Raw genomic sequence first — 12022 nt, forward strand, 5'->3', positions numbered from 1 at the left:
TTGCTCATGAAAATCCTGTGGGATGACGTGAATTCGGCGGGACTATAGGCGGAACCGGACCACGTGCAAGGTCTCTCGAGCGCTTCAGACCGGCTTCTCCGGCACAGGCACCGGGCCGACATCGCGGCCCCGCCACCGTTGCCGCATCCGATAGCCGGGCCAGGCGAAGCGCGTCAGCGCGGCATCGATCTCGGCGTCGCTTTTGCGCGTTGACGGCCAGCGATAGATGTAACCATGAACGAGCCAGATCACCAGAAACGCCACCAGACCGGCCGTCGCCACGTCGGTGAAGAAATGACCGCCGAACGCCATCCGCAGCACGCTGGTGACGACGCCGAACGCGACCGCGCCCGCATAGGCCAGCGGCCGCCACACCGGCGGCGTCAGCGCGGCCGGAGCCAGGGTCCAGAATGCGGTCGCGCCCTCGCCGGAGAAAAAGGAACAATTCCGGCCGCACTCGCCGCGCGGGTCCCACCACGCCATGAATTTCCATGGGCCGTTGAATTCCGTCACCATCACCGGACGCGGACGCCCCCAATGGCTCTTGAACGTCAGGTTGGTCAGGACCCCCGCGCTGAGCAGCATGGTGATCAACAGGAACGCCACGGTCCGCCCCGACATCAGCAGCGGGCGATCCGGGCGGAACATCTTCACGACCAGCGCGACGATCGCGGGCAGCGCGAACGCCCACGCCACCCACATCGCGGCGTTGCGCGCAAACGAGGCCAGCGCATTCGATTTCAGCGGAAAGGTTTTCATCGCGGGATCGTAGAACAGCGCCGCGAGACGCAGATCATACTCGGGATGAATCCCGAACACGATCCCGATCGCGAGCGCAAGCCCGAGCGCGATGATCAATCCGGCGCGATTCATGACGCGCGACTTAGAGCATGATCCCGAAAAGTGGAAAACCGGCTTCCGGATAAGATCATGCTCAATCAAAAGGTAAGGCTAGAGTTTGATTCAACGCAGTTGAACTAGAGTCTAGCCGACCGCGGCAGGCATGAAAAGCCCGCGCGGTTCACGTTCGCGCCGGCAGATCGGGCGGCCGGGGGCCGCGTGGTGGGCCGCGCCACGCGCCGGCATTGCGGCCGGCGATCAGCCAATAGGTGAAGCCCGCCATCACCCCCGCGCCGGTCATGATTTCGAGGTGGCGGCGCACGACGCCTTCGAAATGCATGGTCGTTGGATCGAACGGGATCAGCCCGAGATAGCAGGCAGCGCCGCAGATCGCGCCTCCGATAGCGTAAGCGAGTATGCCGCGGATATAAAAGGCTTCGGTGATCAGAACCAGAATCATCGCCGGCACCAGAGCGAAGCCGCTGACGAAGATGAAGCCGAAACCGAGCACGATGTTGAGCGTATCGGGGTCGGGCGGCTCGATGCCGAGGTCGGTGAATTCGGGATACAGCATCGCGACGACGACGATCATTCCGGCAACGAAGCAGGCGGCCAGGAATCCGAACAGGATCACGAACAACCGGCCGATCAGCGCCATGATCGCGGTCCATTCGCGATAGCGGCAAGCATCGCTTTCGTCATACCCGGCGTCATGCCGGACATCGACGTCTCTGCCTCGACGTCAAGACGTCGACGGCCGGAATAAATCCGGCCATGACGGATATATAGTCCATGCTTGACAAGCACATCGCCTCAATCCGTCATCGCCATGGCGCGAAGCGCCTGACGTTCGCGGGCCGACAGTTTTTCGGTTTCGGACTTGAGCTGGCCGCAGGCGGCCAGAATATCGCGGCCGCGCGGCGTACGAACCGGCGAGGAATATCCGGCGTTGAAAATGTATTCGGAGAATTTCTCGATCTGATCCCAGTCCGAGCATTCATAGCGCGTGCCGGGCCACGGATTGAATGGAATCAGGTTGATCTTGGCGTGGATGCCCTTGAGCAGCTTCACCAGCAGCTTGGCGTCGTCGAGCGAATCGTTGACGCCCTTCAGCATCACGTATTCGAACGTGATCCGCTTGGCGTTGGAGGCCGCCGGATAATCGCGGCACGCCTGCATCAGCTCCGCGATCGGATATTTGCGGTTCAGCGGAACGAGTTCGTTGCGCAATTCGTCGCGCACCGCATGCAGCGAGATCGCCAGCATGACGCCGATCTCCTCGCCGGTGCGGACGATGTTCGGCACCACGCCGGATGTCGACAGCGTGATGCGGCGCTTCGAGATGCCGATGCCTTCATTATCGGCGACGATCAAAAGCGCGTCGCGCACCGCGTCGAAATTGTAGAGCGGTTCGCCCATCCCCATCATCACGATGTTGGTGACAAGGCGGTGTGTCTTCTCCTCTCCCAGGGACGACGACACCGGAGAAGGCCAATCGTTCAGCCGGTCACGCGCGACCATGATCTGGCCGACGATCTCGCCCGCCGTGAGATTGCGCACCAGGCGCTGGGTGCCGGTGTGGCAGAAGGAACAGTTCAGCGTGCAGCCGACCTGCGACGAGACGCACAGCGTGCCGCGATCGGTCTCCGGAATATAGACGCATTCGACCTCGTGCGGCTTTTCGAGATTATTGCCGCTCGGCAACCGCAACAGCCATTTGCGGGTTCCGTCATTGGAAATCTGCTCGGCGACGACGTCGGGACGGTCGACCGTGACGTGCTTTTCCAACTCGGCGCGCATGTCCTTCGAGACGCTCGTCATCTCGCCGAACGTCCTCGCGCCGCGGACATACATCCAGTGCCAGAGTTGCTGAACCCGCATCCGGCGCTGTGCCGGCGCGACGCCGATCGCGGCGAGATGTTCGGATATCTGCGCGCGCGACAGGCCGATCAGCGACGGCTTCGCCGGCGGCACATAGGTTTCAAGCGGGGTTTTCTCCAGCGCACCATCGGCCGGCAGCATTCCGCGCGCGCCCGACACGCTCGCCGCAGCGGCGGCCTCGGTTGAAACGGTGTTCAGGTTGCGGGGGGCTTCGCTCATGCCGCATGACATAAGCCTTTCACGCCCCGCTGAAAAGCCGGCAAATGTTCCAGGCCGTTGACGGACCGGGCTAGACCGGCTTTTTCCGTATCATTGCGAAGAGACCAAACGACGGAGCAGCTAGCGCCTGCAATCCTGCCCGACCTTGTCCAGCGCCTGTGACAGGCCCTTCAACGAAAAGATGTCGGTGGTTTGCGTCCCCCTGGACGACACGCCCTTGACGGTCGCATCGGCGGACTTGCGCATCGCATCGATCAGTCGGCCTTCCTCCGCGGCGTTCTTGATCCAGATGCCGTCGCCCTGGGTATACATCTCGAAGCTTGTGCCGCCGACTTCGAGCGTGGCTTCCGAACCCGGCTTGAGCGGATATCCCATCGTGACCGACACTTCGTTCACCACCTTCTCCGCCGGCCGGGTCGAAACGAACGCGTAAGCCGGATCGCGCGGGCGATTCGGCGGATTGGTTTTCGAGGACGACGGCTTGGCGAGAGCGAAGCAGACCTTCTTGCCGTTCGGTGATGCGGTGTAGGCGCCCCACGCGCCGAATTGTCCGAGCAGGGTAGGCTCCGAGCTACCGGCCGTTGGGGCGCCGAATGCGGGAGCAAAACCCATCCCGCCCGTCAGCAGACTTCCCACCAGAACTGTCAGCAATTGCCGCATAGACATCATCAAATCTCGTCCTTCATCATTGTGACTGGAAGATGGTTGACGCGCGCGGTCACGCATCATCGGGCATAGCCGGAAATGCCTGATTTGTGAAGGCGGCTCCATCCTCGCGGCTTGCATCATGATTCGCAAGCGAGCGGCGCGGATTTGACATTCACTGGACAGGCGCAGCGAGAAATATTCCCGCATGCGCAAATAAAATGCGCCGCGTCGCGATTCGCGAACTCAATGGCGCCAGCGAAAATTGCGGGCCAAAGCGTGAGGATGCGACCGGCGACCGGGCGAGCGTGTCATGCGAGACATGGTGACGCATGGGGGAGCCCGCGCATTCGCAGCGGCGCCCGGTTCGTCATGCAGGGAGCGCTTACGTCTCAACGTTCTCTATTCCGCGCTTCAATGCCATGCGCGCAGCCTCGCGATGCTCCGGCGTGATATGGGCAGCGACGATCCTGATCGCTGTCGCAAGCACGGCGGCATCGTCGGTGAAACCGAGCACGGGCAACACGTCCGGAATGAAGTCGAACGGCAGGATGAAATAGGCGATGGCGCCGAGCAGCGACGCCTGCACATGGCGCGGCGTCTGCTTGTCGAAAGCACAGTAGTAGGCGGCCAGCAGGTCTTCCGCGAACGGCACGTTGGCGATGACGCGCTTCAGCTTGCTCCAGAACCTCCGGCGCACGCTGTCGCGGTCCTGCGCCAGCCGCTCGGCCGGCTCGAATCCTACGCTGTGTTCGGATGCCATCATCAAGGTCCTGAAATGTCATGAGCCGCGGATCACCGAAACCGCTACCCCCTACACGTGGGAGTTCCGTTTCCCCGCTGCAAGGCCGATATCGGCCATTCAGGCCACGCCGAACTGCCTTGCGATTGCGTCCATCGCCTCGGCAAGCCTGATATCGCGCTCGGTCACGCCGCCGGCGTCGTGGGTCGCGAGCACGACCTCGACCGTCTTGTAGACATTCCGCCATTCCGGATGGTGATCGGCCTTTTCGGCGGTCAGCGCGACCCGCGTCATGAAGCCAAAGGCCTCATTGAAATCCCGGAATGTGAAAGTGCGGGCGATGGCGTCACGGCCGGCGACCTCCGACCAACCCGGCAGCGCCTTGATCGCTGCTTTTCGTGCGTCCGCCGACAGCCGTTCCGCCATATCTGCCTCCTTTTGCTCGAATCGTTCCGGTCCATGCCACAATGCCGGTCCAGAACGGCACCGATTCTGAACCATAACGAAAACGTAACTCCGGCTCCGCCGGAAAATCGCTAGAATGTAAGTACAAGCGTATTGGCAGCATGACATCAGATTCCAGCCGATTGTCTACCAGACCGGAGGCCGATGGTTCCGGTGCTGTACAATCCCCTGAGTCCCGGCGTTCGGTGCGGCGCAAGTTTGCGCTTGTGCTGCTGGCTGGAGTTCTCGCCCTGACCGGCGCGGTCGCAGGCATCTACTATTACACCATGCGTCCGGTGATGCTGCAGGTCGCCGTCGGCCCGGCGAACAGCGACGACGCGAAGGTCGTTCAGGGACTGGCGCAGGCCTTTGCGCGCTCCCACCAGCAAATCCGCCTGCACCCGCTGCTGACCGATGGAGTGGCCGCGAGCGCCTCCGCATTGTCGAACGGCGAGGCCGATCTCGCGATCGTCCGCGGCGACCTCGACGTTCCGAAGAATGCACAAGCGGTCGCGACGTTGCGCAAGAGCGTCGCGGTTTTGTGGGTTCCGCCGAAACCGAAGGGCAAAAATGCCAAGGCCGCGACAATCAAGACTATCGCGCAACTGGCCGGCCGTCGCGTCGGCGTCGTCGGCCAGACCGACGCCAATGTGAACTTGCTGAAAGTCATCCTGCAGCAATACAACATCGATCCCGCCAAGATGGACATCGTCCGGTTCGCCACCACCGAAGTCGCCCAGGCGATCCGCGCCCAGAAGGCGGACGCATTCCTCGCCGCAGGTCCCGTCAACAGCAAGATCACCGCGGATGCCATTGCGGCCTCCGCACGCGACGGCGGCGCGCCGACCTTCCTCGCGATCGATTCCGCCGACGCGATCGCGCAAAATCATCCGGTGTACGAAGCCGCGGAAATTCCGCCGGGCGCGTTCGGCGGTTCCCCCGCCCGTCCCGACGAAGAGGTGAAAACCATCAGCTTCTCGCATCACATCGTCGCGCGAAAAAGCCTGTCGGATACGACGGTCGCCGCATTCACCCGGCAGCTCTTCGCGATCCGGCAACAGGTCATATCGGACTTCCCGCTGGCCGCTAAAATCGAAACGCCCGATACCGACAAGGACGCCGTGATACCGGTTCACCCGGGTGCCGCCGCCTACGTCGACGGTGAAGAGAAAACCTTCCTCGATCGCTACAGCGATTACATCTGGTGGGCGCTGATGGCGATGTCGGCGACGGGGTCCGTGGGCGCCTGGTTCGCGAGCCACCTGAAAAAGGAGGAGCGGGTCGGCAACGTGACCCAGCGCGACCGGCTGCTCGACATGATCGCGCTGGCGCGCCGGAGCGATTCCGCCGATGACCTCGACCAGATGCAGGCCGAAGCCGATGCCATCCTGCGCGATACGTTGAACCGCTTCGAGAGCGGCGCGATCGAGGAAGGGTCGCTAACCTCCTTCAACATTGCGCTCGAGCAGTTCCATAACGCGGTGGCGGACCGCAAATGGCTGCTGATGAGCACGCCGCCGCGCCCGCAAACCGCGAGCGTTCAGCTCCGGACGACGACCGGGTCATAACATTTGATGCGTCGGAGACCGGAACCCGCCGCTCAAAATCACGAGAAAATATTGATTTCCGGCCGCGTCGGGCGTATGTATAAGGAGCATCTGCAATATATCTTATGGAAGGAATATGCGGCTGCCGCCGGAAGCTTGCCTCGACGATCGAAGCGCCGCTTCCCCCTCGCCGACCCACTTCGGATGCACTTGCATTCTCGTGTTGGCGCAGGCGACATGATCTTCTTGGCTGCGCCGCCCGAATGTATATACGAGAATGGTGTTCGCCGGATCGTCGACGCATTGGCGTCGGGGGTTCCGCGCCTATGCCGATCCGGCTCCTCTTCCTGTCTCGCGGAGTATTCGAGATGACTTTCGTTGTCACCGAAAATTGCATCAAGTGCAAATACATGGATTGTGTGGAGGTATGTCCGGTCGACTGCTTCTACGAAGGTGACAATATGCTGGTCATCAACCCGGACGAGTGCATCGACTGCGGCGTCTGCGAGCCGGAATGTCCGGCCGAGGCCATCAAGCCCGACTCCGAGCCGGGACTCGAAAACTGGCTCAAGCTGAACGCCGAATATTCTTCGGTCTGGCCGAACATCACCATCAAGCGCGACGCTCCCGCCGACGCGAAAACCTTCGACGGCGTCACCGGCAAGCTGGAGCAATATTTTTCGGCGAACCCCGGGCAGGGCGACTGACGCGACGCGGCGCGCTCAGCCAAAGCGCGACCCGCAAAGCAAACTCCGGTTTTGCGTCGATCACGCTCCAGAATATTGAGGATGCGCATGATCTTTTCGCCAAATCTCTTACACTTTGGCGGATCATCCGCCGGAACGCACACGCCCGAAGCAACGATGTGACTCGCATCTGAGCGAAAGACCCATGACGCGGCTTGCGGCCAAAAATATCAGCGTGAAGCGGGCCTACGAGGCGCCTGCGAAAGGCGACGGCACGCGGATACTGGTTGACCGTTTGTGGCCCCGGGGTCTTAGCAAGGCGGACGCCGCCATCGACCATTGGCTGAAAGACATCGCGCCCAGTACCGATCTGCGCAAGTGGTTCGCTCATGATCCCGCGCGCTGGGAGGAGTTTCGGCAGCGATACGCCGATGAGATTCGCGGACATCCCGAACAGCTTGACGAACTGCGCGCCTGCGCCCGGTCAGGGCGGTTAACGCTTGTCTTTGCGGCGCACGATGAATCCCGCAACAATGCGGTCGTCTTGAGGGACGTCCTTCTGGGCCATGTCGGCAGTGGGCCCGCCCACTCTGCCTAGAGCCTTGGCGCTTCTGACGGAATCAGAAGCGAGATTCTATAATAATTTTTTGGCGCGTTTCTCACGCGAACCTGTATCCATCCTCGGATCAGGCCCGAGGACATGCTTCGTCCAAAAACGCCATTGGAGCGCGACGACAATCATCATGATCTGGAGCATGATCCCGAACAGTGGAAACGGGCGGAAAAGATCACGCTCAATAAAAAGATAGGCAACGAGTCTGATTCAATGCAGTTGAAACAGACTCTAGCCCGGCGAGCCGCGCAGTCCCCGCTCGACGATGCGGGCCAGACGCCTGGAAAACTCGAGCGCGTCACTGGGACGGTCGCCGTCGAGAACGCGCGCGTCATCGAGCAGCATCCGCGCCGTGTCCTCCTTGAAGGCGCGATCGCTATCCCCGAGCGCCGCCAGCGACGCGATCAGCGGATGCCTCGGGTTCACCTCGAGAACCGGCTTGGATGCGCCCGGGAGCTGTCCGACGCCGACGAGAATCTTTTCCAGTTGCCGGTCGGGCCCTGATTCGGCCGCGACGAGGCATACGGGGCTGTCGGTGAGGCGCTCGGACGAGCGCACGTCGGAAACAAGGTCCGAGAGCGTCGTCTTGAGAAAAGAGAGGAATTCGGTGACGCCCGTGCTGATCTCCTGCGAAGGCTCAGCGCTCGCATCTGCGCTTGGGATCGCCGCGAGATCCGCCGCACCCTGCGTCACGGACTTGAACGGCTTGCCCTCGAAACTCGGTCCGGACGTGACCCAGAAACTGTCGACCGGATCGGACAGCAACAGAACCTCCACGCCGCGGGCACGGAAACCTTCCAGATGGGGCGATGCCTCGAGACGAGCCGCGTCGTGCCCGGCGAGATAATAGATCGACGTCTGATTTTCCTTCATGGCGCCGACGTAATCCTTGAGACTTCGCAGCGAGCCCGCCGTGGTCTTGAACCGGCAAAGTCCGAGGATGACATCACGCCGGTCATAGGCGTCATAGATGCCTTCCTTGAACATCAGACCGAAGGTTTCCCAGATCTTTCCGTAAGCGACCGGGTCTTTTTCGGCCAGCTTCTCGAACTCGGTCAGGATGCGGCCGGTGATGCTCTTCTTGATCGCGGCCAGAATCGGACTTTCCTGAATCATCTCGCGCGAGATATTGAGCGGAAGATCGGATGAGTCGACGACGCCGCGCACGAACCTGAGATAGCGGGGCAGCAGATCGGCATCGTCGGTAATGAAGACGCGCCTCACGTAAAGCTTGATCGGCCCCTTGCGCTCGGTCTCGAACAGATCGAAAGGCCGGGTCTGCGGCACGAACAGCAGCGCCGTGAATTCCTGCCGCCCTTCCGCGCGGAAATGCACCGTCAACGCCGGCTCGTCGAATTGACCCGCCACGCTGCGGTAGAAATCGGCATATTCGGAAGCGCTGATCTCGCCGCGCGGTTTGGTCCACAACGCGGCGCCATCGGCGATTTCGATCGGGGCAGCTCCGGGCTTTTCGACAAGAACGATCGGAACGGGCACATGGCCCGATTGATCCGTGACGATCTGCTCGAGCTTGGGCCGGTCGGCATATCCCCTGGCGTCTTCCGTGAGATGAAGGGTCACGCGAGTGCCTCGCGCAGGCGCCTCGCTCACATCCACCGGCGTTACCGTGAACGTGCCCTTCCCGTCCGACGACCAGCGCCACGCCTCGCCTGCGCCGGCGCGCCGCGAGATCACGTCGACCCGATCCGCCACCATGAAGGCGGAGTAGAAGCCGACTCCGAACTGGCCGATCAGATTCACGCCCTCGCCTGCTTCGGCGGCTTTGGCCTGCTCGATGAAGGCCTTGGTGCCCGAGCGAGCGATCGTTCCCAGCGCATCGACCATCTCGTCATGGCTCATGCCGATGCCGTTGTCCTCGACCGTCAATTGCCGCGCTTCGGCATCGATCGTGAGAGTAATCTGCGGCTTTGTGTCATCCGGGAGCAGCGCGGGATCGCTGATAGCCTCGTAGCGCAGCCGCTCGCAGGCGTCCGCCGCATTGGAAATCAGTTCCCGCAGGAACACGTCCTTGTCGGAATAAACCGAGTGCACCATCATCTGGAGCAGCTTGGCGACATCCGCTTCGAACACGCGGCTTTCGGCCGCACCTTCCCTGTCGATCGTCGAGGTCATAGTCGCTTCACCTTAGAATATCTTGACGCAAGTCGTCTGCGCCCGATGATATAGAAAATATGCCGGCGGCATTCCAGTAGCTCCGTCACCCATTCCAACACCTTGATCCACCGGAACGCCCGGCTCAGCGGACGCCGCGATATCCCCGCCACCCACATTACGCGGGCCACGCAGCGATGTGGAATGCAGATAGCTGACGCACATCACGAACTGATCGGCGACAGCAACGACGCGGGCCTGGTTCAGTTTAGAACGAACCTAATTTCATCCTGTAGTAAAGCGATGTCGGCTTCGCTAAACAATTTACGCTGATCTGAAAGGCGCCGTTCGCACCTCTTCGATTGGCACGATCTGGCAACAATGACGATTGCGAATGGACAATCCGGATAGAGTGACGGTCGACGGCGACGAACTCTGGAAGCGAAAGAAGCGTCGCGCGTTCCTTATCAACCAGCTTTACCAATGGCATTGGATCAGTTCGGGTCTCTGTCTGATCGGGATGCTGATGTTCGCGTTGACCGGGATCACACTGAACAATTCCGGACGGATCGAAGGAAAGCCGGCCGTTGCGACGCACGAGGCGCAGCTTCCATCTGCCATGATCGCCGATCTGAAATCCGAGCCTGCCGCTGCCAAGGCGCCTCTGCCGCCGGCAATCAGCGCGTGGTTACAGCGCGAACTCGGCGTCAATACCGCCAGCCGCGATACAGAATGGTCGGCCGATGAGGTCTATGTCGCGCTGCCGCAGCCCGGCGGCGACGCCTGGCTGAGCATCCAGCGCGACAGCGGCGCGGTGTCGTATGAGATCACCACGCGCGGCTGGATCGCCTATCTCAACGATCTGCACAAGGGCCGCCATGCCGGCAAGGCGTGGAGCTGGTTCATCGACGTGTTCGCGATCGCCGCGACCATCTTCTGTGTCACAGGCCTCTTGCTGCTGCAGCTTCACTCCAAGCGGCGGCCCGCCACCTGGCCCGTCGTCGGCATGGGCCTGGTCATTCCGATGCTGCTCGCCGTTCTTCTCATTCATGGATAGAAGGTCAACAATGCGTCTCCTGATTTCCGCCGCACTCACCACCCTTGCCGCCGGTTCGTCGCTGGCTTCCGAAGCCACGATCAGCATCGATATTCCGCAGCTCAGCGTCGTCGAGTATCACAAGCCCTACGTCGCCATGTGGGTCGAAAAGGCCGATGGCGGCAAGATCACGAATCTTGCCGTGTGGTACGACGTCAAGCACAAGGACAACGAGGGCACGAAGTGGCTCAAGGACTTGCGGCAATGGTGGCGCCGCACCGGCCGCGAACTGACGATGCCGGCTGATGGCCTGTCGAGTCCGACCCGCGCGGCCGGCACTCACCAGATCAAGTTCGATAGCGCGTCAAAGCCTCTCGACGGGCTCACTCCCGGCAGCTACCAGCTCGTCATCGAGGCCGCTCGCGAAGTCGGCGGCCGCGAGCTTCTGAAAATCCCGTTCGAATGGCCGCCGAAAGCCGCGGCGAACGGCAAGGCCAAGGGCGAACGCGAGCTCGGCTCGGTCTCATTGAAGCTGACTCCCTGAGTCGCCGCCCACGAATACGCCGCGCATCGTCGCCCCCTCAGCTTTCATGGATAAGGATTTCGCCATGACCAACCCTCTCAAGCTCGCCCTGATCGCAGCGACCGCTTCACTGCTGGCTCTGCCCGCGCAGGCACATCGCGGCTGGCTGCTGCCGTCCGCCACGGTATTGTCCGGATCGGACCTCTGGGTCACGGTGGACGCCGCCATCTCCAACGACCTGTTCTACTTCGAGCATCATCCGTTGCAGCTCGACAACCTCTCGATCGAAGGGCCCGACGGCAAGGCGATCACGCCGGAGAACCTGGCAAAAAGCCATTTTCGCAGCTCCTTCGATTTCAAGCTGGCGCAGCCCGGCACCTACAAATTGACGGTGGCCAACCAGGGCCTGTTCGCCAGCTACAAGGTGGACGGCCAGAACAAGCGCTGGCGCGGCAAGCCCGAGGAACTCGCCTCGGCCATTCCTGCCAATGCCACCGACGTGAAGGTTACGGAAAGCCGCGGCCGCATCGAATCCTTCGTTACTTCGGGGAAGCCTTCCGTCGAGACGCTGAAGCCGACAGGCGTCGGGCTCGAAATGATTCCTGTCACCCATCCGAACAATCTTGTCGCCGGCGAGAAGGCAACGTTCCGCCTGATGCTGGACGGGCAGCCCGCCAAAGGCGTCGCGGTCGAGATCGTCCCGGGCGGAATCCGCTATCGCGACGCGCTGAATG

The 12022-nt window shown here is 61.8% G+C and carries 13 protein-coding genes; 6 read left to right on the forward strand and 7 right to left on the reverse strand.

Annotated features, from left to right (window positions below):
• Window positions 1–84: 84 nt before the first annotated feature.
• The 6 genes from BGN91_RS05795 to BGN91_RS05820 all read right to left on the reverse strand — a co-directional run bounded on the left by BGN91_RS05795 (window position 85) and on the right by BGN91_RS05820 (window position 4795).
• Window positions 85–873 (reverse strand): phosphatase PAP2 family protein, encoded by a 789-nt coding sequence (locus BGN91_RS05795; protein ID WP_292611344.1) that lies wholly within the window; start codon window positions 871–873, stop codon window positions 85–87.
• Between the two features lie 148 nt (window positions 874–1021).
• The gene (locus BGN91_RS05800; protein WP_292611346.1) at window positions 1022–1498 is read right to left on the reverse strand and encodes a hypothetical protein; all 477 of its coding nucleotides are present in this window, start codon (window positions 1496–1498) and stop codon (window positions 1022–1024) included.
• A 155-nt stretch (window positions 1499–1653) separates the two neighbouring features.
• Window positions 1654–2862: a 23S rRNA (adenine(2503)-C(2))-methyltransferase RlmN gene (gene rlmN, locus BGN91_RS05805; RefSeq protein WP_292611362.1), complete on the reverse strand. Its 1209-nt coding sequence runs from the start codon at window positions 2860–2862 to the stop codon at window positions 1654–1656.
• A gap of 198 nt (window positions 2863–3060) precedes the next feature.
• Window positions 3061–3552 carry an invasion associated locus B family protein gene (locus BGN91_RS05810; RefSeq protein ID WP_292611363.1) on the reverse strand — a complete coding sequence of 164 codons (492 nt, stop codon included), beginning with the start codon at window positions 3550–3552 and terminating at the stop codon, window positions 3061–3063.
• A gap of 418 nt (window positions 3553–3970) precedes the next feature.
• On the reverse strand, window positions 3971–4348 hold the full coding sequence (locus BGN91_RS05815) for a YkvA family protein (RefSeq protein WP_292611348.1): 378 nt from the start codon (window positions 4346–4348) through the stop codon (window positions 3971–3973).
• Window positions 4349–4447: 99 nt separating this feature from the next.
• Entirely contained in the window at window positions 4448–4795 is a 348-nt protein-coding gene (locus tag BGN91_RS05820) for a 4a-hydroxytetrahydrobiopterin dehydratase (protein WP_292611365.1), read from the reverse strand.
• Between the two features lie 98 nt (window positions 4796–4893).
• Here BGN91_RS05820 and BGN91_RS05825 point away from each other — a divergent pair, with 98 nt between their 5' ends.
• The 3 genes from BGN91_RS05825 (at window position 4894) to BGN91_RS05835 (ending at window position 7602) form a co-directional block, all read left to right on the forward strand.
• Window positions 4894–6339, forward strand: a complete 1446-nt coding sequence (locus tag BGN91_RS05825; protein ID WP_292611349.1) for a TAXI family TRAP transporter solute-binding subunit — start codon at window positions 4894–4896, stop codon at window positions 6337–6339.
• A gap of 347 nt (window positions 6340–6686) precedes the next feature.
• Window positions 6687–7025: a ferredoxin FdxA gene (fdxA, locus tag BGN91_RS05830; RefSeq protein WP_292611350.1), complete on the forward strand. Its 339-nt coding sequence runs from the start codon at window positions 6687–6689 to the stop codon at window positions 7023–7025.
• Between the two features lie 184 nt (window positions 7026–7209).
• Window positions 7210–7602, forward strand: coding sequence for a DUF488 domain-containing protein (locus tag BGN91_RS05835; protein ID WP_292611352.1), 393 nt, complete (start codon window positions 7210–7212; stop codon window positions 7600–7602).
• A 246-nt stretch (window positions 7603–7848) separates the two neighbouring features.
• On the opposite strand, the gene htpG is transcribed toward BGN91_RS05835, so the two are convergent.
• Window positions 7849–9750, reverse strand: coding sequence for a molecular chaperone HtpG (htpG, locus tag BGN91_RS05840; protein ID WP_292611354.1), 1902 nt, complete (start codon window positions 9748–9750; stop codon window positions 7849–7851).
• A gap of 373 nt (window positions 9751–10123) precedes the next feature.
• Here htpG and BGN91_RS05845 point away from each other — a divergent pair, with 373 nt between their 5' ends.
• From BGN91_RS05845 to BGN91_RS05855, 3 genes are all read left to right on the forward strand, one after another.
• Entirely contained in the window at window positions 10124–10786 is a 663-nt protein-coding gene (locus BGN91_RS05845; protein WP_292611356.1) for a PepSY-associated TM helix domain-containing protein, read from the forward strand.
• A 10-nt stretch (window positions 10787–10796) separates the two neighbouring features.
• On the forward strand, window positions 10797–11309 hold the full coding sequence (locus BGN91_RS05850) for a DUF2271 domain-containing protein (protein ID WP_292611358.1): 513 nt from the start codon (window positions 10797–10799) through the stop codon (window positions 11307–11309).
• 64 nt (window positions 11310–11373) lie between these two features.
• The coding region (locus BGN91_RS05855) for a DUF4198 domain-containing protein (protein ID WP_292611360.1) at window positions 11374–12022 on the forward strand (649 nt) is incomplete at its 3' end.

The organism is Nitrobacter sp. 62-13, assembly GCF_001896955.1.
Taxonomy (GTDB): domain Bacteria; phylum Pseudomonadota; class Alphaproteobacteria; order Rhizobiales; family Xanthobacteraceae; genus Nitrobacter.